The sequence below is a fragment of the Aeromicrobium chenweiae genome, assembly GCF_003065605.1.
GTDB classification, from domain to species: domain Bacteria; phylum Actinomycetota; class Actinomycetes; order Propionibacteriales; family Nocardioidaceae; genus Aeromicrobium; species Aeromicrobium chenweiae.
Genome location: NZ_CP026952.1, coordinates 3650346 through 3676287 on the forward strand (window position 1 = coordinate 3650346; position 25942 = coordinate 3676287).

Annotated in this window: 26 protein-coding genes, 1 pseudogene and 1 riboswitch; of the genes and pseudogenes, 14 read left to right on the top strand and 13 right to left on the bottom strand. The window is 70.3% G+C overall.

Annotation, left to right across the window (positions count from 1 at the left end):
- Positions 1-9: 9 nt before the first annotated feature.
- The 4 genes from C3E78_RS17715 to C3E78_RS17730 all read right to left on the bottom strand — a co-directional run bounded on the left by C3E78_RS17715 (position 10) and on the right by C3E78_RS17730 (position 3216).
- On the bottom strand, positions 10-750 hold the full coding sequence (locus tag C3E78_RS17715) for an amino acid ABC transporter ATP-binding protein (RefSeq protein WP_108580613.1): 741 nt from the start codon (positions 748-750) through the stop codon (positions 10-12).
- A complete protein-coding gene (locus tag C3E78_RS17720; protein WP_108580614.1) occupies positions 747-1586 on the bottom strand; it encodes an amino acid ABC transporter permease in 840 nt (279 codons plus the stop codon). Before C3E78_RS17720 ends, C3E78_RS17715 begins: the two co-directional genes overlap by 4 nt.
- On the bottom strand, positions 1583-2467 hold the full coding sequence (locus tag C3E78_RS17725) for an ABC transporter substrate-binding protein (protein WP_108580615.1): 885 nt from the start codon (positions 2465-2467) through the stop codon (positions 1583-1585). Before C3E78_RS17725 ends, C3E78_RS17720 begins: the two co-directional genes overlap by 4 nt.
- A 74-nt stretch (positions 2468-2541) precedes the next feature.
- Positions 2542-3216 (bottom strand): hypothetical protein, encoded by a 675-nt coding sequence (locus C3E78_RS17730; RefSeq protein WP_108580616.1) that lies wholly within the window; start codon positions 3214-3216, stop codon positions 2542-2544.
- A 131-nt stretch (positions 3217-3347) separates the two neighbouring features.
- Here C3E78_RS17730 and C3E78_RS17735 point away from each other — a divergent pair, with 131 nt between their 5' ends.
- Positions 3348-3884: a PadR family transcriptional regulator gene (locus tag C3E78_RS17735; protein ID WP_108580617.1), complete on the top strand. Its 537-nt coding sequence runs from the start codon at positions 3348-3350 to the stop codon at positions 3882-3884.
- Here the strand turns inward: C3E78_RS17735 and C3E78_RS17740 are convergent.
- A complete protein-coding gene (locus C3E78_RS17740) occupies positions 3863-4099 on the bottom strand; it encodes an SCO4848 family membrane protein (RefSeq protein ID WP_199906870.1) in 237 nt (78 codons plus the stop codon). The two genes, C3E78_RS17735 and C3E78_RS17740, sit on opposite strands and share 22 nt — an antisense overlap.
- Positions 4100-4125: 26 nt before the next feature.
- Between C3E78_RS17740 and C3E78_RS17745 the strand changes: the two genes are divergently transcribed.
- From C3E78_RS17745 to C3E78_RS17755, 3 genes are read left to right on the top strand one after another with little or no spacing between them, the layout of a single operon-like run.
- Positions 4126-4521 (top strand): nuclear transport factor 2 family protein, encoded by a 396-nt coding sequence (locus C3E78_RS17745; protein WP_108580618.1) that lies wholly within the window; start codon positions 4126-4128, stop codon positions 4519-4521.
- Positions 4518-6542, top strand: coding sequence for an NADPH-dependent 2,4-dienoyl-CoA reductase (locus tag C3E78_RS17750; RefSeq protein ID WP_108580619.1), 2025 nt, complete (start codon positions 4518-4520; stop codon positions 6540-6542). The genes C3E78_RS17745 and C3E78_RS17750 overlap by 4 nt, the downstream gene beginning before the upstream one ends.
- Before the next feature lie 19 nt (positions 6543-6561).
- Positions 6562-7086: a DUF1697 domain-containing protein gene (locus C3E78_RS17755; protein ID WP_108580620.1), complete on the top strand. Its 525-nt coding sequence runs from the start codon at positions 6562-6564 to the stop codon at positions 7084-7086.
- A 9-nt stretch (positions 7087-7095) separates the two neighbouring features.
- Here the strand turns inward: C3E78_RS17755 and C3E78_RS17760 are convergent, their stop codons facing one another.
- A complete protein-coding gene (locus tag C3E78_RS17760; protein ID WP_108580621.1) occupies positions 7096-8388 on the bottom strand; it encodes a carboxypeptidase-like regulatory domain-containing protein in 1293 nt (430 codons plus the stop codon).
- A 224-nt stretch (positions 8389-8612) separates the two neighbouring features.
- Between C3E78_RS17760 and C3E78_RS17765 the strand changes: the two genes are divergently transcribed.
- The gene (locus C3E78_RS17765; protein ID WP_108580622.1) at positions 8613-9410 is read left to right on the top strand and encodes an NAD-dependent protein deacetylase; all 798 of its coding nucleotides are present in this window, start codon (positions 8613-8615) and stop codon (positions 9408-9410) included.
- Here C3E78_RS17765 and serA read toward each other — a convergent pair.
- Together serA and C3E78_RS17775 are read right to left on the bottom strand one after the other, a co-directional pair.
- The gene (gene serA, locus C3E78_RS17770; protein ID WP_235833797.1) at positions 9403-10647 is read right to left on the bottom strand and encodes a phosphoglycerate dehydrogenase; all 1245 of its coding nucleotides are present in this window, start codon (positions 10645-10647) and stop codon (positions 9403-9405) included. The genes C3E78_RS17765 and serA overlap by 8 nt on opposite strands.
- Before the next feature lie 46 nt (positions 10648-10693).
- A riboswitch (ZMP/ZTP riboswitch) is annotated at positions 10694-10780 on the bottom strand.
- 8 nt (positions 10781-10788) lie between these two features.
- Positions 10789-11220, bottom strand: a complete 432-nt coding sequence (locus C3E78_RS17775; protein ID WP_108580624.1) for a PaaI family thioesterase — start codon at positions 11218-11220, stop codon at positions 10789-10791.
- A 56-nt stretch (positions 11221-11276) separates the two neighbouring features.
- Between C3E78_RS17775 and C3E78_RS17780 the strand changes: the two genes are divergently transcribed.
- From C3E78_RS17780 to C3E78_RS17790, 3 genes are read left to right on the top strand one after another with little or no spacing between them, the layout of a single operon-like run.
- Positions 11277-11582: a metal-sensitive transcriptional regulator gene (locus C3E78_RS17780; protein ID WP_108580625.1), complete on the top strand. Its 306-nt coding sequence runs from the start codon at positions 11277-11279 to the stop codon at positions 11580-11582.
- Positions 11583-11610: 28 nt separating this feature from the next.
- Entirely contained in the window at positions 11611-11850 is a 240-nt protein-coding gene (locus tag C3E78_RS17785; protein WP_108580626.1) for a heavy-metal-associated domain-containing protein, read from the top strand.
- Positions 11847-14069 carry a heavy metal translocating P-type ATPase gene (locus C3E78_RS17790; protein ID WP_199906871.1) on the top strand — a complete coding sequence of 741 codons (2223 nt, stop codon included), beginning with the start codon at positions 11847-11849 and terminating at the stop codon, positions 14067-14069. The genes C3E78_RS17785 and C3E78_RS17790 overlap by 4 nt, the downstream gene beginning before the upstream one ends.
- Here C3E78_RS17790 and C3E78_RS17795 read toward each other — a convergent pair.
- Complete coding sequence (locus C3E78_RS17795; RefSeq protein ID WP_199906872.1) at positions 14059-15039, bottom strand: NAD-dependent epimerase/dehydratase family protein; 981 nt, start codon at positions 15037-15039, stop codon at positions 14059-14061. The genes C3E78_RS17790 and C3E78_RS17795 overlap by 11 nt on opposite strands.
- 70 nt (positions 15040-15109) lie before the next feature.
- Between C3E78_RS17795 and C3E78_RS17800 the strand changes: the two are divergent.
- From C3E78_RS17800 to C3E78_RS17810, 3 genes and pseudogenes are all read left to right on the top strand, one after another.
- A pseudogene (locus C3E78_RS17800) lies at positions 15110-15579 on the top strand (HAD-IC family P-type ATPase); the annotation flags it as partial.
- A gap of 434 nt (positions 15580-16013) precedes the next feature.
- The gene (locus tag C3E78_RS17805; protein ID WP_108580627.1) at positions 16014-16322 is read left to right on the top strand and encodes a YbaY family lipoprotein; all 309 of its coding nucleotides are present in this window, start codon (positions 16014-16016) and stop codon (positions 16320-16322) included.
- A complete protein-coding gene (locus C3E78_RS17810) occupies positions 16322-18322 on the top strand; it encodes an ABC transporter ATP-binding protein (protein WP_108580628.1) in 2001 nt (666 codons plus the stop codon). Before C3E78_RS17805 ends, C3E78_RS17810 begins: the two co-directional genes overlap by 1 nt.
- Position 18323: 1 nt before the next feature.
- Here C3E78_RS17810 and C3E78_RS17815 read toward each other — a convergent pair whose 3' ends face one another.
- Entirely contained in the window at positions 18324-18995 is a 672-nt protein-coding gene (locus C3E78_RS17815; protein WP_135804943.1) for a hypothetical protein, read from the bottom strand.
- A gap of 103 nt (positions 18996-19098) precedes the next feature.
- Between C3E78_RS17815 and C3E78_RS17820 the strand changes: the two genes are divergently transcribed.
- Positions 19099-20274: an HNH endonuclease signature motif containing protein gene (locus C3E78_RS17820; protein WP_108580630.1), complete on the top strand. Its 1176-nt coding sequence runs from the start codon at positions 19099-19101 to the stop codon at positions 20272-20274.
- Between the two features lie 51 nt (positions 20275-20325).
- Here C3E78_RS17820 and C3E78_RS17825 read toward each other — a convergent pair whose 3' ends face one another.
- Both C3E78_RS17825 and C3E78_RS17830 read right to left on the bottom strand, forming a co-directional pair.
- A complete protein-coding gene (locus C3E78_RS17825; RefSeq protein ID WP_108580631.1) occupies positions 20326-20553 on the bottom strand; it encodes a hypothetical protein in 228 nt (75 codons plus the stop codon).
- 116 nt (positions 20554-20669) lie between these two features.
- Positions 20670-21338 (bottom strand): DedA family protein, encoded by a 669-nt coding sequence (locus C3E78_RS17830; protein WP_108580632.1) that lies wholly within the window; start codon positions 21336-21338, stop codon positions 20670-20672.
- Between C3E78_RS17830 and C3E78_RS17835 the strand changes: the two genes are divergently transcribed.
- Entirely contained in the window at positions 21337-22830 is a 1494-nt protein-coding gene (locus tag C3E78_RS17835) for an apurinic/apyrimidinic endonuclease family protein (protein ID WP_135804944.1), read from the top strand. The genes C3E78_RS17830 and C3E78_RS17835 overlap by 2 nt on opposite strands.
- A 9-nt stretch (positions 22831-22839) precedes the next feature.
- Here C3E78_RS17835 and dnaB read toward each other — a convergent pair whose 3' ends face one another.
- Positions 22840-24258, bottom strand: a complete 1419-nt coding sequence (dnaB, locus tag C3E78_RS17840) for a replicative DNA helicase (protein WP_108580634.1) — start codon at positions 24256-24258, stop codon at positions 22840-22842.
- 361 nt (positions 24259-24619) lie between these two features.
- Here dnaB and C3E78_RS17845 point away from each other — a divergent pair, with 361 nt between their 5' ends.
- Positions 24620-25942 carry an MATE family efflux transporter gene (locus tag C3E78_RS17845; RefSeq protein ID WP_108580635.1) on the top strand — a complete coding sequence of 441 codons (1323 nt, stop codon included), beginning with the start codon at positions 24620-24622 and terminating at the stop codon, positions 25940-25942.

Below are 25942 nucleotides of genomic sequence, written 5' to 3' on the forward strand. Positions count from 1 at the left end.
CTAGGCGCGTCAGCTGCGGTGGCGGGCGAGAAACTCGGCGGTCCGGGGGCTCCTCGGGGCCGTGAAGATCTGCTCGGGGGGCCCGGACTCCTCGATCGTCCCGTCGGCCATGAAGACGATCCGGTCGGAGATCTCGCGGGCGAACGTCATCTCGTGCGTCGCCATCACGATCGTCATCCCCTCGCCGCGCAGCTCGCGGATGACGTCGAGCACCTCGCCCACCAGCATCGGGTCGAGCGCCGAGGTGATCTCGTCGAGCAGCAGGAGTCGCGGCCGCATCGCGATGGCGCGCACGAGGGCGACCCGCTGCTGCTGACCGCCGGACAGGGCGTCCGGGTACGCCTTGGCCTTCTCGGCCAGGCCCACGCGGGCGAGCAGCTCGCCCGCGAGCTCCTTGGCCTCCGCGGCGGACATCCCGCCGACCATCGTCGGGCCCAACGTGATGTTCCGCTCGACCGACAGGTGCGGGAACAGGTTGTACGCCTGGAACACGATGCCGACCTGGCGCCGGACGTCGTCCTCGTCGATCCGCGGATCGGTGATCTCGCGATCGTCCAGCCAGATGTCGCCGTCGTCGACCTGCTCGAGCAGGTTGAGGCAGCGCAGCAACGTCGACTTGCCCGAGCCCGACGCACCGATCAGGCAGATGACCTCGCCCTCGGCGACGTGCAGGTCGATGCCCTTCAGCACCTCGTGGGTCCCGAACGACTTGCGGACCGCGTCGGCCCTCAGCATGGGTCCCGGCGTCATGTCACCAGTCCGTTCTCGCGGCGCAGCGAGCGCACCGTCAGGTAGTCCGTGATCCGCGCGAGCGGGATCGTCGCGGCGATGAAGAACACGGCGGCGACCACGTACGGCGTGAAGTTGAACGTGCGGCTCTGGTCCACCTGCGCGGAGCGGAGCGCCTCGACCAGCCCGATCGTCGCCAGGAGGGCGGTGTCCTTCTGCAGCGACACGAAGTCGTTGAGCAGGGCCGGACCGACCCGGCGGATGGCCTGCGGCAGGACGATCCTGCGCATCGTGACCCCGTACGACAGGCCGAGCGCCCGCCCGCTGGCCCACTGCGTCGGGTGGATCGACACGATGCCGGCACGGATGACCTCGGCGACGTACGCGCCATAGCTCAGAGTCAGGGCGATGACGCCGAGCCAGAACAGGCTGGTCGGCACGCCGGTGAGCTGGAGGGCGGGCAGACCGAATCCCACGAGCAGCACGACCAGGAGGGTCGGTGTGCCGCGGAAGATGTCGGTGTAGAGGACCGCCAGGACCTTGATCGGGGCCAGCGCCGGCGCGGGCACGACCCGGATGATCGCGATGAGGACGCCCAGGAGCAGCACCAGCACCTCGATCACGAGGAACAGCCGGATGTTGAGCCAGAACGACTCGGCGATGCCGGGCAGGGAGTCCTTGGCCTGGGCCACGTCGAAGAAGGTCCGGCGGACGTTCGACCATCCCGGCGAGCTGGTCACGGCCAGGACGAGCCCGCCGAGCACCACGATCGTCGAGACCGCCGCCACTGCACCCCGGCGAAGGGTGCGGCGGCGGCGGTACTGCTCGCGCTCGAGCTGGCGTGCGCTGGGGGTCACTTCAGCTCAGGGACGTCCGTGGCCTGGTCGAGCCACTCGGTCTCGAGCTTCTCCAGCGTGCCGTCGTCGGCCAGGGCGTCGACCGCAGCGCTGACGCACGGGGTCAGCTTGCTGCCCTTGGTCAGCAGCAGGCCGAACTCCTCCTGGTCGCCCGTCTCGGGCTGGAACTGGCCCACGATCGTGCCGCCCTCGATCTCGGCTGCGGTCAGGTAGTAGGCGGACGGCAGGTCGGCGACGATCGCGTCGACCTGCTTGTTCTGCAGCGCCTGGACGGCCTTGGTCGTGTCGTCGTAGACCAGCGCCTTCGTGGACGGCTTGATCTGCTCGGTGATCGCCTGGAGGGAGGTGGTTCCGACCTGGGCGCCGAGCTTGGCGTCCTTCAGCTCCTCGAGGGTCTTGGCGCCCTTGAACGGCGACGAGTCCAGCGTGATGATCGCCTGCGCGGCGGCGTAGTACGGGCTGGAGAAGTCGACGGCCTTCTTGCGGTCCGCCGAGATCGAGAACTGGTTGATGTCGAAGTCGAAGTTCTTCTTGCCCGGCTGGATGACCTGGTTGAAGCCGGCCTTGACCCAGGTGACGTCGTCCTTGGCGAAGCCGAGCTTGTCGGCGACCGCGTACGCCACGGCGGACTCGAAGCCCTTGCCGTTGCTCGGGTCGTTGTCGCTGAACCACGGGTCGAACGCCGGGTCGTCGGTCGCGACGGTCAGGGTGCCGTCCTTCAGGAGCGGGAGGTCATCGACCTGGCAGTCCGCGAGGGACGAGGCGGCCGGCTTGGCGGTGTCGTTCGTGTCGCCGTCGGAGTCGGCGGGGGCGCAGGCCGCGGTCAGGGCGAGGGCGAGCGCAGCGACGGCGGTGAGCCCGCCGGAGGGGAAGATCTTCATGGGCAAATCGTAGAGGCCCGCACGCGGCGGGCCCCCACGCCTCCACCCCTCGGACAGCGGGACTATTAGTACAACTAGCTGAGCGACTTCAGGTCGAGGACCTCGTCGGAGGTGGGAGCCTTCGCGGCGTCCACCTTGTCGTAGTCGAACGTCAGGCTGCCACTGCCGCCCTTGGGATCGAGCCGGATCGGACGGGCATCCTTCTTGTCGACGTACAACGTGCCCGTCTTGGTCTTCAGCCCGACGCACTCGACCCCCTCGATCTTCTTGGGCTTGGTCTTGGTCGGCGTCGTGTCGGGGCTGAGCAGCTGGTCGATGAATCCGTCGCGGCTCGAGAACTCGGCGAACGACTTCATGCCCGGCTCGGACGGGTCGACCAGGATCCACTTGTCACCGATCATCTTGATGACGTCCTCGGAGCCGGAGCCGAGCTGGGAGTACAGCTCGGGGCCGCCCCGGAAGTACGCCTTGCCGCCGGCCGAGAGGAGCTCGATCTTCGCGTCGTCAGCCGCGATCGATCCCTCGCCGGTCTTGTCGGTGAACTCCATGTCGACCTCGAGCTTCGAGGTGGCGGTCTGCCCCTCCCCCTCGACCGTGAGCGAGTCGCTGCTCTTGGCGGCCGCCTTGCTCTTGGCCAGGATCTTCTTCGCCGACAGGTTGCTGACGTCGTCATCGCCGCCGCCACTGCCACAACCGGCGAGGACGAACGCGGCGGCGACCAGGCCGGCGAGAACACGGGTACGCATCATGGGAGCACTTCCTTCACACGGGGACGTCGCCCCGACTCGGGTCACCACGCTAGCGACCCCGAGCGGAGTTCGCCGCACATGACACATCGCGGCGTCTTGTCATGCATCGAGTTGCATAGTACGGTCCCGACATGGCCCTGGAGCACGCGATCCTCGTCTCCCTCGCGGAGCGGTCCGCCTCGGGCTACGACCTGGCCCGGCGCTTCGACGCCTCGATCGGGCACTTCTGGAAGGCCAGCCACCAGCAGATCTACAAGGTGCTGGGACGGATGGAGGGCGACGGCCAGGTCGCGTCAGTGGTCGTCCCGCAGGACGGCCGGCCCGACAAGAAGGTCTACGAGATCACCGACGCGGGACGTGAGGAGCTGGCCCGGTTCACCACCCGGCCGGCCCCCGTGGAGCCGTTGCGCAGCGCGTTCGCGGTGAAGCTGCGCGCGCTCCCGTTCGGCGACGCCGGCGCGATCGTGCAGGACGCGCGCGAGCGGCGTCGCGCGCACGAGGAGCAGCTCGCCTACTACGCCGAGAGCGCCGCACGGTTCTATCCCGACCCCGAGCACCTGGGCGACGACGAGATCGGCGGCTGGCTGGTGCTGCGCGGCGGCATCCTGGCCGAGGAGGCCGGCATCGCGTGGTGCGACGAGATCCTTCAGCGGCTGGCCGAGCGATGAGCGCGCACGCCCACCACCAGCACGCCCAGGCCGATCAGGACCGCGGTCGTGATGAGCACCGCGTGCACCCAGAAGAACGCCTGCGGTGCGCTGTGCCAGTGCTCGCCGGCCCAGGCCCGGTCGTCGTCCACGATCGCCTTGGCGAACCGCGGCCAGACCACGACGTTGAACAGGCCCGCAAGCACCAGGAACCGGGCAGCATTCTTCGAGATCACCCCACCATCCCATCACAGGAGATGTCATGAACGACTTCCGCGCTGCCGTCGAGGCCGGCGACTTCGCCGCGCTCGGCGACCTGCTCGCCGACGACGTGGTGTTCCGCAGCCCCGTCGCGTTCAGGCCGTACGAGGGCAAGCCGGTCGTCGCGGCGATCCTGCGCGGCGTGGGCCGGGTCTTCACCGACTTCCGCTACGTCCGCGAGCTCGAGGACGCCGACGGGCAGGGCTCGGCGCTGGTCTTCGAGACGTACGTCGACGGCGTCAGCGTCAACGGGATCGACCTGATCCGCCTCGACGCCGACCGGCGCATCACCGAGCTGACCGTGATGGTCCGCCCGCTCTCGGCCTCGAACGCGCTCGCCGCGGCGATGGCCGCACAGTTCGACCAGATCCAGGCCGAGGCCGGAGGAGCCGCATGAACCCGTACCCGCACCTGCTCGAGCCGCTGGACCTCGGCCACACGACCCTGCGCAACCGGGTCATCATGGGCTCGATGCACACGGGCCTGGAGGACCGGGCCAAGCACCTGCCCGAGCTCGCGGCGTACTTCGCCGAACGGGCCGCGGGCGGCGTCGCCCTGTCGGTGACCGGCGGGTACGCCCCCGGCTGGCACGGCTGGCTGCTCCCCTTCGGCTCGCAGATGACGTCGAAGCGGTTCGCCGACAAGCACCGCCTCGTCACCGACGCGGTGCACGAGCACGACGGCAAGATCGTCATGCAGCTGCTGCACGCGGGCCGGTACGGCTACCACCCGTTCAAGCGCGGCGCGTCCGCGATCCCGTCGCCGATCACGCCGTTCGGCAAGCCGAAGGCGATGACGACCGCGGAGGTCTCCCGCACGGTCGACGACTTCGCGGCGTCCGCGCGGCTCGCTCGTCGCGCCGGCTACGACGGCGTCGAGATCATGGGGTCCGAGGGCTACCTCATCAACCAGATGCTGACCGCCCGCACGAACGACCGGACCGACCGCTGGGGCGGCAGCGCCCAGAACCGCATGCGCTTCCCGGTCGAGATCGTCGAGCGGGTGCGCGAGACGGTCGGCGACGACTTCATCGTGATGTACCGGATGTCGCTGCTGGACCTCGTCGACGACGCGCAGAGCTGGGACGAGACCGTCGAGCTGGCCGTCAAGCTGCAGGACGCCGGCGTCTCGATCCTCAACACCGGCATCGGCTGGCACGAGGCCCGCATCCCCACCATCGTCACGTCGGTGCCCCGCGCCGCGTTCGCGTGGGTCACCGCCAAGCTCAAGGCCGAGGTCTCCGTGCCGGTCGTCGCCTCCAACCGGATCAACACCCCCGAGGTCGCCGAGGACATCATCGCGTCCGGCCAGGCTGATCTCGTCTCCATGGCCCGGCCCCTGCTGGCCGACCCGTTCTTCGTCGCCAAGGCCGCCGAGGACCGCGCCGACGAGATCAACACCTGCATCGCCTGCAACCAGGCGTGCCTCGACCACACCTTCGTCAACAAGCGGGCCACCTGCCTGGTCAACCCGCGGGCGGCCCACGAGACCTCGCTGGTCCTGGCGCCCACGCGCACGGTCAAGCGGATCGCGGTCGTGGGAGCCGGGCCGGCCGGGCTCGCCGCCGCGACCGAGCTGTCCGGGCGCGGCCACACCGTCGAGCTGTTCGAGGCGCTCCCCGAGGTCGGCGGCCAGTTCCGTCTCGCGATGCTGATCCCCGGCAAGGAGGAGTTCCGCGAGACGATCCGCTACTTCTCGCGCCGCCTCGAGGTCGCCGGCGTCAAGATCCACCTGGGGACCCGGGTGGGCGTCGAGGACCTGCGGGACTTCGACGAGATCGTGCTGGCCACCGGCGTCGAGCCGCGGACACCGGCCATCCCGGGCGTCGACCACCCGTCGGTCGTCGACTACCAGGACGTCATCCGCGGGAACGTGCCGGTCGGACGCACGGTGGCGGTCGTCGGCGCGGGCGGCATCGGCTTCGACGTCTCGGAGTTCCTGCTGCACGAGCCCGACGAGCCGCTCGAGGACTGGATGCTCCGCTGGGGTGTCACCGACCCCGCCCTCGAGCGCGGCGGGCTGACCACCAAGATCGCCGCACCGCCACGACGCGAGGTCTACCTGCTGCAGCGCAAGACGACCGAGCTGGGCAAGGGGCTCGGCAAGACCACGGGCTGGGTGCACCGCCAGACGCTCAAGGACTCCGGCGTGCAGATGCTCAAGGGCGTGACGTACGACCGCATCGACGACGCGGGCCTGCACATCACCGTCGCGACCGGCAAGGACAGCAGCGAGACGCGGGTCCTGGACGTCGACACGATCGTCCTGTGCACGGGCCAGGAGTCCGTGCGGGACCTGGTCGAGCCGCTCGAGGCGTTGGGCACGCCGGTGCACGTGATCGGCGGGGCGGACGTCGCGGCCGAGCTCGACGCGAAGCGGGCCATCAAGCAGGCCACGGAGCTCGCCGCTCGGCTCTGACGCGGGCGATACTGGAGTCGTGACCACCCGGATCGTCCTGCTGCGCGCCGTGAACGTCGGCGGGGCTCAGCTCCCGATGGCCGAGCTGCGGGCGATCGCCGGCGATCTCGGCGCCACGGACGTCTCGACGTACATCGCGTCGGGCAACCTCGTCGCCGACGTCCCGGACGATCCGAGGACGTTCGACCGGGCTCTGGAGCGGGCCGTCGAGGAGAGGTTCGGCTTCTTCCGTGACGTCATCTCGCGCACTCCCGAGGAGGTGGCCGCGGCGCTGGCAGCGCACCCGTTCGAGGTGCTGCAGCCGAAGTTCTCCTACATCTCGTTCCTGGCCGCCGAGCCCGACGCCGCCGCGATCGCCAGGGCCGAGACGTACGAGACCGGCGACGACGACTGGCGGGTCATCGGTGCCGAGATGCACATCCGGTACGCCAACGGGGCGGGTCGCCCAGCCATGAAGGCCGACTCGATCGGCCGGGCGCTGCAGGTCCCGGGCACCGCCCGCAATCTCAACACCGTCACGAAGCTGGTCCAGCTCGCGAGCTGACCCCTGGCGTCACCTCACCGTTCCGTGGAAGACCTTCGTGGCCGCGGCGGTCGAGCTGGTCCCCGTGTAGGAGATCGTGATGCGTCGCTTGCCCTTCGGAAGTCCCGACAGCTTCACGGCGCCCTTGCCCTTCACCAGGGTGACGGTCTTGGAGACCGTGCCCCAGCGGATCGTCGCCTGGCCGCTGGGCTTGCTGCCGGTCGCGGAACGCGTCACGTCGACCGCGATCTTGAGCGCACCCGTGCGCGGGGTCAGCTTCGCGCTGATCCTGGCCCGGGACTTGAGCTTGACCCGGATGCCGGAGACGTCACCGCTCGCGATGTCGATCGCCGTGGCACTGGTCCTGGTGTCCCGCCGATCGAACCACTGCGAGGCCCACGGGGACGGCGCGTCCACCCGCAGGCGGTACCTGCCGTCGCGCAGCGGGCCGATCGTGAAGGCGCCGGTCGAGGACGACCCGTCGCCGGACGTCGTGTTGGTGCCGTCCCCGTACGCCGTCACGTCGGCGTGGTGGACGGGGCGGCCGGAGGTGTCCGTGACGGTGCCCGAGACGCGCCGTCCCTTGGTCGACATCACCTGCGGCTCGAGGCTCACCCGCTGCCCGGCGGTCACCCGGATCGTCGTGCCGCCGCTGCCGGCGGGGCCGTTCGTGCCGTCGCAGTCCCGCTCGTAGTTGGTGCCCGGGATGTTGTCGTAGCACTGGGGGAAGTACGTCCTGGACTCGTCGACGAATCCCAGGTAGAAGGTGCCGGCGGGGAGACCCTTGAGGGTGAACGTCCCGTCGGTGGCGGCCTTGACGCTCTCCGGGTACGACAGCGGCAGGTCACGGTCCGGGTCGAGCTTGTCGAACGGACCGAACACGTTGACGCGCAGGCGCCCGGTGGGCAGCCCGTCGCCGCGCCGGACCGAGCCGGTGATGGAGCCCGCTCGCTTGAGCGTCGCGTTGCGGGTGACGGTCCTGCCGGGTCGGTCCTTGAACCGACGCGACGTGTTCACGATCCGGCCGGAGGGGTCCTTGATGATGATGGTGTGCCAGGTGTACTCCGGGTCGTCCGTGGCGAACCTGAACGAGTAGGCGCCCTTGCTGTTCGTGGTGTCGACGTCGAGGGTCTTGTTCTCGAACCCGTCGTCGCCGGTGAGGTGGAGCTCGACGCGCAGCCCCTTCACCGGCTTGCCGTCGAGGGTCATGACGCCCTTCACGGCGCCGGTCGAGGACGCGGCCGATCCGGGAGCGACGAGCCCCAGGGTCAGCAACGCGACCAGGACCGTCAGGAACGCTGACGTACGGGCGAGACGTTTCATGAATCCTCCAGGGTGGACGTCCTGCGACCATAGGCGCGTTCTCGGCGGATGTCAGTGGGGAGCGCTCCCCACCGTTGCGGGCACCGTCCCTTGCGGGCGCGGTGCTTGCGCCACCGTATGGACGGCTTCTGGGTCCCAGACGGTGGCAGATCCACCGCGCCCCGCGGGACGGTGGCAGATCCACCGCGCCCCGCGGGCTCCCAGCGCGAACGTACGCTGGAGACATGGACGATCAGCTGATGGACGTCCTCGGCGACCGGCGCTGGCTGGTGCTCACGGGTGCCGGGGTCTCGACCGACTCGGGCATCCCTGACTACCGCGGGCCGGGGTCGCCGGTCCGGACCCCGATGACGTACCAGGAGTTCGTCCGCGAGCCCGAGGCCCGCCAGCGTTACTGGGCGCGGGCCCACGTCGGCTGGAGCCGCATGCGCACCGCCGAGCCCAACGCGACTCACCTGCTGCTCGCTGATCTCGCCCGCGAGGGTCGGCTGTCCGGGCTCATCACCCAGAACGTCGACGGACTGCACACCCGCGCCGGCCACCCGGACGTCATCGACCTGCACGGTCGCATCGACCGGGTGATCTGCCTCGACTGCGGCCGGACCAGCCCCCGTGCCGAGCTGCACGAGCGCCTCTCCCGGCTCAACCCGGGCTACGAGCAGCGCATCGGCGAGATCGCCCCCGACGGCGACGTCGTGCTCGACGACACCGCCGACTTCCGCGTCGCGCCGTGCTTGGCATGCGGGGGCAGGCTCAAGCCCGATGTGGTGTTCTTCGGCGAGAACGTGCCGAAGGACCGCGTCGCCCGCTGCTTCGCCCTCGTCGAGGAGGCCGAGTCGCTCGTCGTGCTCGGGTCGTCGCTGCACGTCATGTCCGGGCTGCGCTTCGTCCGGGCGGCCCACAAGCGGGGCATCCCGATCGTGATCGTCAACCGCGGGACGACGCGCGGTGACGACCTCGCGACCCTCAAGCTCGACGCCGGGTGCGCCGAGACCCTCACCGCGGCCGTCAGCGTCAGCTGAGCTGACGCAGCCGGACCGTCTCGGGCAGCGACGCGAGCTCGCGCAGCACGTCGTCGCCGACCTCGTCCAGCACGTCGGTCAGGACGTAGCCGATCTCGCCGCGGGTCGACAGTGACTGCGCCTCGATGTTGACGCCGCACTCGCCGAGCAACCCGTTGATCCTGGCCAGGACGCCGGGTGCGTTGCGGTGCACGAGGGCCAGGCGGTGCTTGGAGGCGTCCGCCGCGAGGTTGATCTCGGGCATGTTGACGCTCAGCGAGGTGCCGCCGTACGACGCGTAGGACCGCAGCTTGGAGGCCACGAAGCGTCCGATGTCCTGCTGCGCCTCCTCGGTCGAGCCGCCGACGTGGGGGGTCAGGATGACGTTCTTGAGCCCGCGCAGGTCCGAGTCGAACGGATCGCCCTGGCGCTTGGGCTCGATCGGGAAGACGTCGACCGCGGCACCGGCGATGTGGCCGGACTCGAGGTTCTCCCGCAGCGCGGCGGTGTCGACGGCGATGCCGCGCGACAGGTTGAGGAACAGCGAGCGCGGCTTCATCTGCGCCATCTCGTCGGCGCCGAACAGGCCCGCGTTGCCGGGCCGGCCGTCGACGTGCAGCGTGACGACGTCCGAGACCGCGAGGAGCTCCTCGAGCGTCGAGCAGCGCTTGGCGTTGCCGAGCGCGAGCTTGTCGTCGATGTCGTAGAAGACGACCGACAGCCCGAGGGCCTCGGCGATGACCGACAGCTGGCTGCCGATGTTGCCGTAGCCGATGATGCCGAGCGTCCGACCGCGGATCTCGTGGCTCCCGGCCGCGGACTTGTTCCACACGCCGGCGTGCATGTCCGTCGACTTCTCGTGCAGGCGGCGGGCGAGCGAGATGATCTCGGCGATCGCGAGCTCCACGACGCTCCGCGTGTTCGAGTACGGCGCGTTGAAGACCGCGATGCCCTGGCGGGTCGTGGCGGCCAGGTCGATCTGGTTGGTGCCGATGCAGAACGCACCGATCGCGATCAGGTCCGGGGCGGCGGCCAGGACCTTCTCGGTGATGTAGGTCGTCGACCGGATGCCGAGCAGGTGGACGCCCTGGATCGCCTCGATGAGGTCGTCCTCGCCGAGCGCCCCGTCCCGCGTCTCGACCTGGAAGCCCTTGCCGCGCAGGAAGTCGGCGCCGTCCGTGTGGATGTTCTCCAGCAGCAGGACACGGACGTCGCCGTCCTCGAGTCGCGCGGTGGGGTACGGGTCTGTGGTCGTCATGGTCATCATCATCGCGGTTGCCTTCAGGTCAGCGGAACTCGGCTGACGTGGGGGCCCAGGCGAACGGTCCCGATGTCGTGATCGCAGCCGCTCCCCGGTGGTATCCACCTCAACGCCAGTCGCGCCTGCTGCGCCGCAAGTCTAGCGCTGGTCGTAAGCGCCGGTGAACTGCTCGATCAGCTCGGGCGGGATCTGCTTGTCGAGGTTCGCGAGGCGCACCTGGCCCTGCGCGATCAGCCGGCCGTCCTGGTCCGTGGAGTCCAGGTGCCACAGCTGCTGGCTGCGACCGCGGTGGATCGGCGTCGCCGTCACGGTGATGGTGTCGCCGAGCTTCGCCTGGCGGATGAAGTCGGTCGAGTTGTTGCTGCCGACGACGATGCCCTTGCTGCCGAGCCAGATCTGGCCGGCGACGCTGGCGGTCGACTCGTGCACCGCGCAGTAGACGCCGCCGTGCGGGATGCCGAACGGCTGCAGGTGCCGCTCGCCGATCGTGAAGCGTGCGACGACCTTGTCGGGTCCTGCCTCGACGTGCTCGACTCCGAGGGTGCCGTCCAGTCCGGGGATCTCACTCATGACCCCAGCCTAGGGACCCCTTGATCTGGGTACCCCCTGGGGGTATCGTCAGCGGTATGAGCACGGAACATCACGACGCCGCCCCCGGCTACTCCGACGACAAGGTCGCCGTCCTCAAGCGGCTCAAGCGCATCGAGGGGCAGGTGCGCGGTCTGACCCGGATGGTCGAGGACGACACGTACTGCATCGACGTGCTCACCCAGGTCTCCGCCACCACGAAGGCGCTCGAGGCCGTCGCGCTGAAGCTGCTCGACGAGCACCTCGCGCACTGCGTGGTCAACGCGGCCCGCGCCGGCGGCGAGGAGGCCGACCTCAAGGTCAAGGAGGCGTCGGACGCCATCGCGCGCCTCGTCCGCTCCTGAGCACCCACGTTCCACGGAAAGGCATGACATGACCACCACCGACACCTACCGCGTCACCGGGATGACCTGCGAGCACTGCGTCGCGGCCGTGACCGAGGAGCTCTCCGCACTGGACGACGTCACGTCCGTCGCGGTCGACCTGGTCCCCGGAGGCACGTCCACCGTCACCGTCGAGAGCAGCGCACCGCTCGACCCCGCGACCGTCGCCGAGGCGGTCGACGAGGCCGGGTATGCGCTCGCGGGTCCTCGCGACCTGCCGCTGGCATGACCAGGTCGGTCAAGCTCGACATCGCCGGCATGACGTGCACGTCGTGCGCGGCTCGCGTCGAGAAGAAGCTCAACCGGCTCGACGGCGTCTCGGCGACGGTCAACTACGCCACCGAGAAGGCGACCGTCGAGGCCGAGGACGGTGTCGAGGACCAGACCCTCCTCGACACCGTGGCCAAGACCGGGTACTCGGCCTCCGTGCGCCCGCCGGCCGGCGCGCCTCGCCACCACGACATGGGCGGGCACGACATGGCCGGCCACGACATGGGCGGGCACGACCACGAGGGCCTGCACGGCGCGGCCTCGATGCTGCGGCGGCTCAAGGTCTCGGCCGCCCTGGCGATCCCCGTCGTGGTGCTGTCGATGGTGCCGGCCCTCCAGTTCGACAACTGGCAGTGGCTCGCGCTGACCCTCGCGTCCCCCGTCGTGGTGTGGGGCGCCTACCCGTTCCACCGCGCCGCCTGGGTCAACGCCCGGCACGGCGCCGTCACGATGGACACCCTCGTGAGCCTCGGCGTCGGGGCGGCCTGGCTGTGGTCGCTCTGGGCGCTGTTCATCGGCGACGCCGGCATGACCGGCATGAAGATGCACTTCGCGCTGCTGTCGTCCGCGGCCGGGCGCGACGAGATCTACCTCGAGGTCGCGGCAGCCGTCACGGTCTTCATCCTGGCGGGGCACTACCTCGAGGCGGATGCGAAGACCCGCTCGAGCGCGGCACTGCGAGCGCTCATGGACCTCGGGGTCCGCGACGTGGCGGTGCTGCGCGACGGCACCGAGACGCGGGTGCCGCTCGGCGACCTCCACACGGGCGACCGGTTCGTGGTGCGCCCGGGCGAGAAGATCGCCACCGACGGCGTCGTCGAGGACGGCGCGTCGTCGGTCGACGAGTCGATGCTGACCGGTGAGTCCGTCCCCGTCGAGGTCTCGCCCGGGACCGCCGTCACCGGGGCCACCGTCAACCAGGACGGCCGGCTCGTGGTCCGGGCGACCGCGGTGGGCGCCGACACGCAGCTGGCCCAGATGGCCCGACTGGTCGAGGAGGCCCAGGAGGGCAAGGCCGACGTCCAGCGTCTCGCCGACCGCATCTCCGCCTGGTTCGTCCCGGCGGTCATCGTGCTCTCGCTCGGCACGCTCATCGCCTGGGTCGCGACCGGCCAGACATGGACCGAGGCGTTCACGGCGGCCGTGGCGGTGCTGATCATCGCCTGCCCCTGCGCGCTCGGCCTCGCGACCCCCACCGCCCTCATGGTCGGCACCGGCCGCGGCGCCCAGCTCGGCATCCTGATCAAGGGCCCGCAGGTGCTCGAGTCGACCCGCACCGTCGACACCGTGGTGCTGGACAAGACCGGCACCGTCACGACCGGCGTCATGGGCGTGGTCTCGGTCGACCCGCTGCCCGGCGTGGACGCCGACGAGCTGCGTCGCGTCGCCGCGTCGCTCGAGCACTCCTCCGAGCACCCGATCGCCCGCGCGGTCGCGACGTTGGCCGAACCGGCGCCGGTCACCGACTTCACCAACCACGCCGGTTTCGGCGTCAGCGGCACGGTCGACGGTCACCGAGCGCTCATCGGGCGCCCCGCGTGGCTCGCCGAGCAGGGCGTCGAGCTGTCCCCCAGCCCGGCGACGACCGGCACCACGGTCGGTGTGGCCTGGGACGGCCGGCTGCGCGGCACCGTCACGGTCGGCGACTCGGTCAAGCCGTCGTCAGCCCGCGCGGTCGCCGACCTGCGGCAGCTCGGGCTCGAGCCCGTCCTGCTGACCGGCGACAACGACGCCGTGGCCCGCTCGGTCGCGGCGGAGGTCGGCATCGACCAGGTCATCGCCGACGTGACGCCGGCCGACAAGCTGCGGGTCGTGCAGAAGCTGCAGGGCGAGGGCCGGGTCGTCGCGATGGTCGGCGACGGCGTCAACGACGCGGCTGCCCTGGCGGCGGCCGACCTCGGGATCGCCATGGGCACCGGCACAGACGTCGCGATCCAGGCCTCGGACCTGACGCTCGTCAAGGGCGACCTGGCCACGGCCGTGGACGCCGTCCGGCTCTCGCGTGCGACCCTGCGGACGATCAAGAGCAACCTGTTCTGGGCGTTCGCGTACAACGTTGCCGCGATCCCGCTCGCCGCCCTGGGCTACCTGAACCCGCTCATCGCGGGCGCCGCCATGGCGTTCAGCAGCGTCTTCGTGGTCACCAACAGCCTGCGGCTGCGTCACTTCAAGGCCTGAGCTCGCCCAGCAGGGCGAGCTCGTCCTCGCGGGCCAGTCCCGCGCGACGGTCGCGGCGCAGGCCCCGCTCGCGCTCGTCCTCGAGCGTGTCCCGGAGCGAGTCGTCGATCGGGCGGCGGCGAAGCCCGAGGGCGAGGGCACGGGTGTCGTCCATCATCCCCATGCCGTGGTGGTCAGGCGGCAGCCAGAGCGGGAGCGACCGGGGCCCCATCCACTCCTCGACGTCGTGGGCGTGCAGCCAGTCCGGCCCCGCGGCGACCCGCTCGCCGGAGTGCCCGGCCACCGCGGCGGACCGGTCGATGAGCTCACCGACGGTCGTCGGCTCCCCGACGCCGTGCACGACGCCGGTCGCCCCGCTCCCGGCCGCGCGGACGATCCACTCGGCGAGGTCGCGCACGTCGATCACCTGCATGGGCTGGGTCGGCACGTCGGGCACGAGGACCGGCCCGTCCCCCGCGACAGCGAAGCGCGACACGTAGTAGCCGTACCGGTCCGAGCGGTCCCCCGGGCCACCGATCAGCCCGGCGCGCACGACGAGGTGGGCGGGCAGCTCCCGCACGGACGCCTCGCAGGCGACCTTGCCCTCGCCGTACTGCTCCGGATCGGCGACGTCAGCCTCCAGGGGCGGCAGCAGCAGGGAGCCCTCCGACAGCGCGACGCTCTGGTCGGCGTACACCGAGCCGGTGGACACCAGCGTCCAGTGCGCGGCGAGGTCGCCGAGCGCGGCGACCGCCGACCGGACCTGCCCGGGCTGCCGTGAGACGTCGACGACCAGGTCCCACCGGCGTCCGGCGACCGCGTCGTAGGCGTCGGGCTCCTCCCGGTCCGCCTGCACGAACGTCACCTCGGGCGGCGCGTGGCCGGACTCGCCGCGGGCCAGGCAGGTCACCTCGTGCCCCTGGGCCGCCGCCGCACGGGCCACCTCGCCGCCGACCCATGACGTCCCACCCAGCACCAGCATCGAGCCCATGCAGCCAAATCAATCACGACCACGCGCGGGCCGACAGGGGCGTTCACCATCGGCAGAACCCCAGCACCCCTCGGTCAAGGCGTCGTCGGCCCGGGCCGTCGCCGACCGGCGGCCCCTGGGCCTGGAGTCGGTCCTGCTCACGGGCGACAACGAGGTTGTCGCCCGTGAGGTTGCGGACGAGGTCGGCATCGAGCAGGTCATCGGCGACGTCACGCCTGCCGACAAGCTGCGGGCCGTGCGGAAGCTCCAGGCCGAGGGCCGGGTCGTGGCGATGGTCGGCGACGGCGTCAACGACGCTGCGGCCCTGGCGGCGTCCGATCGCGGGATCGCGATGGGCACCGGCACCGGCGCGTCGCGATCCAGGCCTCCGACCTCACCCTGGTCAAGGGCGACCTGGCCACCGCGGTGGACGCCGTGCGCCTCTCGCACGCGACGCTGCGCACGATCAAGGGCAACCCGCTGATCGCCGGCGCCGCGATGGCGTTCAGCAGCGTCTTCGTCGTCACCAACAGCCTGCGGCTGCGGCGGTTCAAGGCCTGAGCTCGGCGGGCCGACCCATCAGGCAGCTGGATCGTCAGAGGCTGTCCGGAGGGGGGTACTGGCAGGACACATTCGATCTCTCCACCAGATCAACGCGCCAAACGCCATGCTCGCGAGGAGCTTCGCCCCGAGGACGTACAGGGCGGGACCCAAGGAGACAAAACCACCCACCGCCATGCCGCAGCAGATCACCATCGCAGCATGGAAGACCCGTTCGACCCATGTGGCAGCAGTCTCAAGTGCACCGAGGGTCGGATCGACGCGCGCGTACCGTGGAAGCACTGTCCCCCGCTCCTCGGTCCGGGACCCGCTTGGTCAAGCCCCAGGCAGAATATCGGGGAACTCGAGCGGAAGGACTGATACCGCGAACCTCCATCGCCGCCCTGCGCCTGCAGCGCCGGGCCCGTGTGGGCGGCCAGGCATAACCTGTACGCATGTCTTCCCAGCTCCTCACCGTCACCGGCACCCTTCAGACCCGCGAACGCATCGCCCTGCCGCCCGGTGGCGTCGCGACCGTCAAGCTCGTCGACGCCGCGGGCGAGGTGCTGGCCGGTGCCGCGCTCGACGCGACCGACGTGCCGGTCGCGTTCACGCTGACCGCGGACCCGACGTTCGTCACCGACCCCGACTCGCTGTTCCTGTGGGCCGCACTCCGTTCGGAGGCAGGCGTCTGGGGCACCACCGAGATCGTGCCGGTGGAGGGCGACGCGCCGGAGATCGTGCTCACCAAGATCGAGGACTGATGCCACGGGGCGACGGCGCGCCGCGGGTCGTGCACCTCACCGAGGACGAGATCGCGGCCGAACGGGCACCGGTCCTGGGTCGCATCGCCCGGATGCTGCGGCCCTACCGGACCAAGATGGTCTTCGTGGCGGTCGCGGTCGTCGTCGCGGCGATCCTCACCTCGATCGTCCCGTTCCTGACGAAGGCCGTCTTCGACAAGGCACTGTTCCCTCCGGGCGGCGAGATCCGCCTGCACCTGCTCGCCTGGCTCGTCGTCGGGATGTGCGCGATCCCGGTCGTGACCGCGCTCATCGGCATCGGGCAGAACTGGCTCACGTCCACGATCGGCAACTCCGCGATGGCCGACCTGCGCGGCGACCTGTTCGCGCACCTGCAGAAGATGGAGCTGGCGTTCTTCACCGCCACCAAGACCGGCGCGATCCAGTCGCGGCTCGCCAACGACGTGGCCGGGGTGCGCACGGTGCTGACCGACACCGCGACGACGATCCTGCAGAACAGCGTCACGGTGACCGCGGCGTTCGTCTCGATGCTGATCCTGTCGTGGCAGCTGACGATCCTGACGCTGATCCTGATGCCGCTGTTCATCTTCATCCAGCTGCAGGTCGGCAAGCGTCGCCAACGGCTCGCGCGCAGGACGCAGGAGTCGCTGTCGGAGATGACCGCGATCACCGAGGAGGCCCTGAGCGTCTCGGGCATCCTGCTGTCGAAGGTCTTCAACCGGGCCGACTCCGAGGTCGAGCGCTACCGCCGGGCCAACCGCGACCAGACCCGGCTGCAGGTCGAGCAGGCCATGACCGGTCGGGCCTTCTTCGCGACCGTGCAGACGTTCTTCGCCGTCACGCCGGCCATCATCTACCTGGTCGCGGGCTACATGATCAGCGGCGGCGCCTCGCTGACCGCCGGCACCCTGGTCGCTTTCACGACGCTGCAGGCCCGCCTGCAGATGCCGCTGCTGCAGCTGATGCGGGTGACGCTGGACGTGCAGACCTCCTTGGCGCTGTTCCGGCGCCTGTTCGAGTACCTCGACCTGAAGCCCGCGATCACCGAGCGGCCGGGGGCGAAGGTCCTCGAGCAGGCCGACCTGCGCGGGGAGATCGAGTTCCGCGACGTCTTCTTCCGCTACCCCGAGCCGCGCGCCCTGTCCGGGACGGTGCGCACCGACCGCTTCGGCGACTCCGGCGTCCGCATCGAGCGGGTCGAGCCGGCACCCGAGGAGGGCTGGGCCCTCGAGGGCATCTCGCTCAAGGTCGAGCCCGGTCAGCTCGCCGCGATCGTCGGCCCGTCGGGGTCGGGCAAGACCACCATGACGTACCTCGTGCCGCGTTTCTACGACGTCAACCTGGGCGCGGTCCTCATTGACGGCACCGACGTCCGCGACCTCACGATGGGATCGCTCGCCGAGGCGGTCGGCATGGTGACCCAGGAGCCGTACCTCTTCCACGGCTCGATCCGCGACAACATCGCGTACGCCAAGCCGGACGCGACCGCCGACGAGATCGAGCAGGCCGCACGGGACGCCAACATCCACGACCGGATCCTGTCGTTCGCCGAAGGCTACGAGACGATCACCGGCGAGCGCGGCTACCGGCTCAGCGGTGGTGAGAAGCAACGTCTCGCGATCGCGCGGGTGCTGTTGATGGACCCCCGCATCCTGATCCTCGACGAGGCCACGTCCGCGCTGGACACCGAGACCGAGCGGCTCGTGCAGGACGCCCTCGAGCGGGCCACGCACAACCGCACGACGATCGCGATCGCGCACCGGCTGTCCACGATCCACAACGCCGACGTCATCTTCGGGCTCGAGGACGGTCACCTGGTCGAGCAGGGCACCCACGACGAGCTGCTCGAACTCGGCGGCCTCTACTCGCGGCTGTACGTCGAGCAGTTCGGCGCGGGCCAGATCGAGGCTCGGTTCACCGACGGTGTGCGGTTCGTGGACGGTGCGACCTACTGCGACAAGCCCGGCCCCGACGACCGACGGGCCGACGTGGCGTTCTGAGTCAGCCCGCCGCCACGACCCGCTTCTGTGCCGAGGCGAGGACGGCGGTGACGGTCCGCTCGACCTTCGCCGTCTTCTTGAGCCCGGGCACCGAGTAGATGATCGACGTCAGGTGGCCCTCGGTGCAGGTCTGGGCCGACAGGCCGATGTCCGTCTCGGTGATCGGCACGGGCGTGATCGTCGTGGTGGAGCCCTTCTTGGCGCCGCCGATCTCGGCGAGCGTCACGAACGCCTTGCAGGCCTCGTCGTCGGTGAAGGAGTCCGCGCCCGCCAGCAGCTTCTTGGCCCGCGCCAGGTCCTTGCGGTCGGCGGCCGAGCCCTGGTCGGCCGACTTCTCCAGCTGTGCCACCACGTCGGGCAGCGAGGTCGCCCATCGCTTGGCCGGCAGCGTCGTGACCTGGATCAGCGCCTCGGGGGTCTGCCAGCGGCACTGGCTGCTGCCGCCCTCGCGGGCGTCCGAGGTCACGACGATGTCGACTGCGGACCCCGCGAGCTTCTTGCGGTCGGCTGCCGTCAGCAGCTTGCACGCGGCCGACTCGTCGACGTCCGCCGTGGGCGCCTCGGACGACTTCGCCTTCGTGCCCTCGCCGTCGTCGGACCCGCTGCAACCGGCCAGCAGGACGAGCCCAGCCAGTGCCGCAGGAACAAGACGCCGGGCCACCGAGGAAGTCACCCCACCACTGTAGGAGGGGGCTTCACACGACCGCGCGGCGCGAGCGAGCAGGCCCGGAACGGAACAGGAATCGTGTGTCGGTGGTCACGTCTAGGTTGGAGACATGACCAGCACCGCCCCCTCCGTCGACACCCTGGGTGTCGTGGTGCGTGAGCGGGCTCGGGCCGAGGCCCGCGAGGTGTCCGCGATGCTGGCGTTCCGTGACGCGGAGATCGTCCGCACCGCCGATGTCGAGCCGCCGATGCGAAGGTTGGTGGAACGGTCCGCGATCGCGCTGACGATCGCCGAGGCGACCGGCTTCAGCGAGGGTCAGGTCGTGCTGCGGTTGTCGGCGGCCGCACGGGTCCGCGACCACGCACCATCGGTGTGGGCGGCGTTCACCGCGGGGCGGATCGACTGGGCCCGGGTGCGGGACATCGCCGGCACGATCGAGAAGCTGCACCGCGCCGAGTCCATCGAGCGGCTCGCCCGGCGGGTCGTGGACTACGCCAGCAGCCACACCGGCGCGGAGCTGCGGGACTGGCTGCGGCGGTTCGTGCGCCGGGTCGAGGCCGACCTCGCGGTCGAGCGGGCCAAGGACGAACGCCGCAACCGGCACGTCTCGGTCCGCCACGGTGACGACTCGATGGGCTGGCTCAACGCCTACCTGCCCTCGCACGAGCTGGCCGCGATCGAGGCCCGGCTGCGGCGACAAGCGCGGACCGACGTCGCTGCTGACGACAACCGGACCGTGACCCAGCGCGAGGCCGACCTCCTGGTGGCCTGGTGCACCGACTCCGAGGCTGCGACCGCTGCGGTCGACGCGAACATCGCGGTCACCATCGACGCCGACGTCCTCGCCGGAGCAGTTGCCGGGTTCGCCGAGTCCACCGACGGCCGGTGGGCCGTCCCCGCCGGCTGGATCGCTGCCGTCGCCGCCGACGGCAACACCTTCTGGCACAGGATCGTCATCGAACCGGTCACCGGGGACGTCCTGTCCCACGAGTACGTCGGCAGGTTCTGCCCCGACACGCTCGCCGTCGCGCTGCGGTTCCTGCACGGCACGTGCCAGTCACCCGGCTGCATGGTCCCGGCCGAACGCTGCGACATCGACCACCGACAACCCTGGCCCGTCGGCCCCACCACCGCCGACAACCTCGGACCGCTGTGCCGAAGACACCACAGCTACAAGGGCCACGGGGTCCTCAGATGGACCACCCTCCCGCCGGCGCCTCCGCCACCTGAGCCGATCGTGCTCGAGATCTACACCGAGCCCGTCCACATGGAGTACGCGGCCTAGCGATCCTGCGAACGCGGGTGCTGGGCGGCCCATCATTGCCCGCGCCGGGGCCTACGGTCCCCACGGCCCGAGGCTGTCGAACCTGCTCATGCCCGGAGCGCTCGAGGAGTCGCGCGCCCCGCGCAGCCCCTCACCGTCCTGGTGGTGACGCAGAGCCTGCACCTGGTCCTCCCTGGAGAGGGCGGCGAACGGAGTGCGGCCACGGGCTCGGCGACGGACGATCTGGACGCAGACGAGGAGCAGGGCGACCACGACAACGACAATGACGACTGACCACATGGGGGCACCTCGTGTCTCGAAGGAGCCGTCACGGTAACCCGCCCACCCACCACAGCGACAGTGGCTGCGCCGGATGAAGTCTGCTCAGGTAGTGCAGGGCAGCAGCGAGACGATCCTCATGGGGTGGAGGAACGGCGCATCTCACGCACGCGCAGGACGACGAAGCCGACGATCACGACCAGCACGGCGATGATGACCAGCTTCTGGAAGGCGTCGGCGTACGGCTCGACCTCGTCCCAGTTCTGGCCCAGTCGGTATCCGGTGACGACGAAGATCGAGTTCCAGATCGCGCTGCCGAGCGTCGTCAAGGTCAGGAACAGCGGAAAGCTCATCTTCTCGACCCCCGCGGGCAACGAGATGAGGCTGCGGAAGATGGGCACCATGCGACCGAAGAAGACGGCTGCGGCGCCGTGCTTGAGGAACCACGCCTCGGTCTTCTCCAGGTCGCTGACCTTCAGCAGCGGGACCTTCTCGAAGACGAGCGCCGCACGATCCCGCCCGAAGATCGCGCCGAGCCAGTAGAGGATGACGGCGCCGATGACCGATCCCAGGGTCGTGGCCACGAGCGCTCCGGCCAGCGAGAACGTCCCCTGGCTGGCGGCGAACCCGGCCAGCGGAAGGATGACCTCGCTCGGGATCGGCGGGAAGACATTGTCCATGCCCACCGCGAGCCCGGCTCCGAAGAGGCCCAGCTTGTCCATCAGGTCGACGGTCCACCCGGCGAGCCCGGAGTCGGGTGCGTTGCCGGTCGAGGCCATCAGGGCGGTCAGTAGGGTCACGGGCATGAGCGTATCTCTCGGGCTCAATCGCAACCTTGCCATCGCCTGTGCCGTGGCTGTTGCCCTGATCGTCGCCCTCGTGGTCACGCTCACCGGCCACGACGACGACGCCACGGGCAGCACCGGCGGCACCGGCGGCACCCCCGGCACGACGACCCGGACGCCCTCGCGCGCGCTCGACGTGATCGAGTCGAGCACCGCCGCGCAGTCCGCGACCGGCGTCTCGCAACGGTTCTTCACGTCGGCCCGATCGGTCGTGGTCGTCGCCAGGCACGACCGCGCCGCCCAGCGTCGCGGCATCGCCGAGGCCACGACGCGGGGCGTGCCGGTGCTGATCTCCGACGCCTCCGTTCCCCGCGAGGTCGAGCGCCTCGGGGCGACGACCGTCCTGACGTCGGGTCGCGTGCGCGCGGTCCCCGGGGTCCGCACCCGCCCGGTCCCCGAGAAGCCGGCGACCAGTCCCGCCACCGAGCGGTCGAGTGACGCGATCGTGCTGACCCGGTCACGCAGCGCGAACGCCGTGGCGGTCGCCACGGCCCGCATCGCCGGCGCGACCGTGCTGCAGGTGCCGGACGCCGACCCCCGGCGGAGCGCGTCCGTGGCCAAGACGCTGCGGAGCCGGCCCGACAGCCCGGTCGTGGCGCTGGGACGACCGTTCGCGCGCAACCTGGCGTACACGGTGCAGGTGGTCCGCCGGGACGTGCGGCAGCCGGCCGGGGGATTTCTGGCCCTACCCGGCAAGCGCTACACCGCGATGTACGGGCACCCGGGCGCACCGCAGCTGGGGGTGCTCGGCGAGCAGGGGGTGAGTGACTCGGTGAAGCGGGTGGAGCGGCTGGCCCGGAAGTACCGCCGCCTGGGCAAGGGCACGGTCGTCCCCACGTTCGAGATCATCGCGACCATCGCGTCGGGCGGGCCGGGCAAGGACAAGAACTACTCGACCGAGACCCCGGTGAGCAAGCTCGAGCCGTTGGTCGACGCCGCCGCGAAGCACGGGATCTACGTGATCCTCGACCTGCAGCCCGGACGGACCGACTTCCTCACCCAGGCCAAGCGCTACCGCTCGCTGCTGGAACGGCCGAACGTCGGTCTGGCGCTGGACCCCGAGTGGCGCCTCAAGCCCGGGCAGAAGCACCTGCGCCAGATCGGCTCGGTGAAGGTCGCCGAGATCAACCGCACCGCAGACTGGCTGGCCGCCCTCACGCGCCGAAGGACATTGCCGCAGAAGCTGTTCGTCCTGCACCAGTTCTCGACGTCGATGATCGCGGACCGCTCGAAGCTCGACACCGGTCACGCCGAGCTCGCCACGGTCCTGCACGTCGACGGCTCCGGACCGCAGGGAGCCAAGCAGGGCACGTGGGCGACGCTGCGCCGGGACGCCCCGGACGTCGCCGGCTGGGGCTGGAAGAACTTCATCGACGAGGACGAGCCCATGCTGACCGCGCAGCAGACGTGGGACCGGGTCCGGCCCAGGCCGGACCTCATCACGTACCAGTGACGGGTGCGGTCAGCCGAAGAAGTCGCCGGCCGCCGGGGCGCCCGGGGGCGGCTCGGCGTCGCGGGCCATCGGCGTGAACCGCGAGTAGTGACCCTGGAAGCTGACCGCGATCTTGTTGGTCGGGCCCGAACGGTTCTTGGCGATGATGATGTCGGCCTCGCCGGGACGATCGGACTCGCCGGCGCCCAGGGCGTCGGGACGGTTGAGCAGCAGCACGATGTCGGCGTCCTGCTCGATGGATCCGGACTCGCGCAGGTCGGAGATCTGCGGAGTCTTGTCGGTGCGCTGCTCGGAGCCACGGTTCAGCTGGCTGATCGCCACCACCGGGACCTCCATCTCCTTGGCGAGGAGCTTGATGTTTCGGGAGAACTCCGAGACCTCGACCTGACGGTTCTCGACCCGCTTGCCCGACGTCATCAGCTGGAGGTAGTCGATGACCACGAAGCCGAGACCGTACTGCTTCTTGATGCGGCGAGCCTTGGAGCGGATCTCGGGCATCGTCATGTTGGGGCTGTCATCGATGATGATGGGGGCGCTGTTGACCCGGGGCATCGCCTTGGTGATGGCGTCCCAGTCGCGCTGGTGCATGCCTCCGCCGCGCATGTGGCCGATGCTGACCCGGGCCTCGGCCGACAGCATGCGCATGGCGATCTCGGCGCCGGTCATCTCCAAGGAGAAGATGGCGCACGGGATCTGGTGGCGGATCGCCGCCGAGCGGACGAAGTCCAGCCCCAGCGTCGACTTGCCGACACCGGGTCGGGCGGCCACGACGATCATCTGGCCGGCTCGGAACCCGGTCGTGAACTTGTCGAGGTCGGGGAACCCGGACGGCACGCCGCTCAGCGAGCCGTCACGGCCCTGGATCTCCTCGATCTCGTCGATCGTCAGCGGCATGAGCTCGGAGACCGCGCGATAGTCCTCGGCCTGGCTCGTGCCGTCGACGTCGAGCACCTCGGCCTGGGCCCGGTCGACGATCTCGGCGACCTCGCCCTGGCCGGCCTGACCGAGCTGCGCGATGCGCTGGCCGACCTCGACGAGCCGGCGCAGGATGGCCTTCTCCCGGACGATCTCGGCGTAGAAGTCGACGTTGGAGGCGATCGGGACGGCCTGCACCAGGTCGTGCAGGTAGGGCGCGCCGCCGATGCGACCCATCTCACCGCGGCGGTGCAGCTCGGCGGCCACGGTGATCGCGTCGGCCGGCTCACCCCGGTTCGCCAGATCGGTGATGGTGTCGAAGATCAGCTCGTGCGCGGGCCGGTAGAAGTCACGGCCCTGCAGGATGTCGGCGGCCGGATCGATCGCGTTCTTGCTGATCAGCATCGCGCCCAGGACGCTCTGCTCAGCGGCGATGTCCTGGGGAGGAACACGTCCTGAGGTGGGATCCTCGCCGGGTCCTGGACCCGCCTCGTAGAGGTCCGTCACGCTCACCGATGAGTTCCTTTCGTCGTCATGCCGAGCCTAGGTCCCGGCGCCGACACAACTGCCGACCCGTCACAGTAGGCCCCGTGCGTGTCGTCACCAAGACGGTGCCGCACAGGGGGTGTGCGCAACGTCCTCAATGCTGTGGAAAACGCCGAGAGCCATGTGCACAGCCGGTGGACGAACATGTGGACAACCAAATTGTTTTTCGACCCAAACCCGGTCTGACCTGCGGGAACGCAGTTAGTTTTGTGTGGAGACAAAATAGTTGCCGGCCCGCGTTCATCCACGGGACCCTGTTCATACACTTGTCGACAAACCCCGTCACTTTGGCCCCAGTTCACCCTCCGGTCACGTCAGGAAGGACTGCATGCGGCTCCGCACCGACGTCGACCGGCAGATCCTCGCGGTCGCCGTCCCGGCATTCTTCGCCCTCGTCACCGAGCCCCTCATGCTGCTCGCCGACACCGCGATCATCGGTCACCTCGGCACCCCGGAGCTGGCCGGTCTCGCCGCAGCGGCCGTCGTCCTCGGCACGGTCGTCGGGCTGTGCATCTTCCTCGCGTACGGGAGCACCGCCGCGGTCGCCCGGCACCACGGCGCGGGCGAGGTCAGCGCGGCGTACGGGCTCGCGATCAGCAGCCTGTGGCTCGCCGCCGGGCTCGGCACCGTGCTGGGGATCGGCCTCGCCGCCACGAGCGGTCCGCTGTCCGCGGCCGTGTCGAGCTCGTCCACCGTGGCCGACCTCGCCCAGGACTACCTGCTCGTGTCGACGCTCGGCCTTCCCGCCGTCCTGGTCGTGCTGGCCGCGACCGGCGCGATGCGGGGCAGCCTCGACCTGCGCACCCCGCTGGTCGTGACCGTCGTCGCCAACATCGTCAACGTGGTGCTCAACGTGGCGTTCGTCTACGGGCTCGACTGGGGTGTCCGAGGCGCGGCGACCGGAACCGTGCTGGCCCAGTGGCTCGCCGCGGCCTGGCTGGTCGGCGTCATCGTCCAACGGTCACGGCGAGCGGCGGCTCCCCTGGCACCCCGGATCGGCGAGATCCTCGACGCCGCGCGCCAGGGCGTTCCGCTCATCGTCCGGACCTTGACGCTGCGAATCTCGATCGTCCTGGCGACGCTCGTCGCCGCAGACCTGGGCGACGTCCCGCTCGCCGCCCACCAGATCGCCGCGGCCCTCGTCGGCTTCCTGGCGTTCGGCCTCGACGCGATCGCGATCGCCGGGCAGACGCTCACGGGTCGCGCCCTCGGGGCGGGCGACGCAGACCTGACCCGGGCGCTCACCCGGCGGATGATGGGCTGGGGCGTGGTGACCGGCGTGATCGCGGGGGCCGTCCTGGCGGCCGGCGCACCGTGGCTGCCGCACCTGTTCACGTCCGACGACCAGGTCCGGGACGCCCTGGTGCCCGCGCTGCTCGTCGTCGCGGCGATCCAGCCGCTGTCCGGGGTGGTCTTCGTGCTCGACGGCGTGCTCATCGGCGCGGGCGACGGGGTCTACCTGGCCGTCGCCGGAGTCGTCGTCCTCGTCGCCTACACGCCACTCGTCCTGCTGGTCGGCTGGACCGGCGCCGGCTTCACCTGGTTGTGGGTCGCGTACGGCGGATTCATCGCAGCGCGGCTCGCGACGCTCTGGCATCGCGAGCGCAGCGACGCGTGGCTGGTCCTCGGCCCGGGTCGTTCGGCAGACTGA

Bases quoted from the DNA above. Each gene is read 5' to 3' on its own strand.
- C3E78_RS17715 (WP_108580613.1), bottom strand. From the start codon at position 750: ATGACGCCGGGACCCATGCTGAGGGCCGACGCGGTCCGCAAGTCGTTC.
- C3E78_RS17725 (WP_108580615.1), bottom strand. From the start codon at position 2,467: ATGAAGATCTTCCCCTCCGGCGGGCTCACCGCCGTCGCTGCGCTCGCC.
- C3E78_RS17730 (WP_108580616.1), bottom strand. From the start codon at position 3,216: ATGATGCGTACCCGTGTTCTCGCCGGCCTGGTCGCCGCCGCGTTCGTC.
- C3E78_RS17735 (WP_108580617.1), top strand. From the start codon at position 3,348: ATGGCCCTGGAGCACGCGATCCTCGTCTCCCTCGCGGAGCGGTCCGCC.
- C3E78_RS17745 (WP_108580618.1), top strand. From the start codon at position 4,126: ATGAACGACTTCCGCGCTGCCGTCGAGGCCGGCGACTTCGCCGCGCTC.
- C3E78_RS17750 (WP_108580619.1), top strand. From the start codon at position 4,518: ATGAACCCGTACCCGCACCTGCTCGAGCCGCTGGACCTCGGCCACACG.
- C3E78_RS17760 (WP_108580621.1), bottom strand. From the start codon at position 8,388: ATGAAACGTCTCGCCCGTACGTCAGCGTTCCTGACGGTCCTGGTCGCG.
- C3E78_RS17765 (WP_108580622.1), top strand. From the start codon at position 8,613: ATGGACGATCAGCTGATGGACGTCCTCGGCGACCGGCGCTGGCTGGTG.
- serA (WP_235833797.1), bottom strand. From the start codon at position 10,647: ATGACGACCACAGACCCGTACCCCACCGCGCGACTCGAGGACGGCGAC.
- C3E78_RS17775 (WP_108580624.1), bottom strand. From the start codon at position 11,220: ATGAGTGAGATCCCCGGACTGGACGGCACCCTCGGAGTCGAGCACGTC.
- C3E78_RS17780 (WP_108580625.1), top strand. From the start codon at position 11,277: ATGAGCACGGAACATCACGACGCCGCCCCCGGCTACTCCGACGACAAG.
- C3E78_RS17785 (WP_108580626.1), top strand. From the start codon at position 11,611: ATGACCACCACCGACACCTACCGCGTCACCGGGATGACCTGCGAGCAC.
- C3E78_RS17790 (WP_199906871.1), top strand. From the start codon at position 11,847: ATGACCAGGTCGGTCAAGCTCGACATCGCCGGCATGACGTGCACGTCG.
- C3E78_RS17795 (WP_199906872.1), bottom strand. From the start codon at position 15,039: ATGGGCTCGATGCTGGTGCTGGGTGGGACGTCATGGGTCGGCGGCGAG.
- C3E78_RS17805 (WP_108580627.1), top strand. From the start codon at position 16,014: ATGTCTTCCCAGCTCCTCACCGTCACCGGCACCCTTCAGACCCGCGAA.
- C3E78_RS17810 (WP_108580628.1), top strand. From the start codon at position 16,322: ATGCCACGGGGCGACGGCGCGCCGCGGGTCGTGCACCTCACCGAGGAC.
- C3E78_RS17820 (WP_108580630.1), top strand. From the start codon at position 19,099: ATGACCAGCACCGCCCCCTCCGTCGACACCCTGGGTGTCGTGGTGCGT.
- C3E78_RS17825 (WP_108580631.1), bottom strand. From the start codon at position 20,553: ATGTGGTCAGTCGTCATTGTCGTTGTCGTGGTCGCCCTGCTCCTCGTC.
- C3E78_RS17835 (WP_135804944.1), top strand. From the start codon at position 21,337: ATGAGCGTATCTCTCGGGCTCAATCGCAACCTTGCCATCGCCTGTGCC.
- C3E78_RS17830 (WP_108580632.1), bottom strand. From the start codon at position 21,338: ATGCCCGTGACCCTACTGACCGCCCTGATGGCCTCGACCGGCAACGCA.
- C3E78_RS17845 (WP_108580635.1), top strand. From the start codon at position 24,620: ATGCGGCTCCGCACCGACGTCGACCGGCAGATCCTCGCGGTCGCCGTC.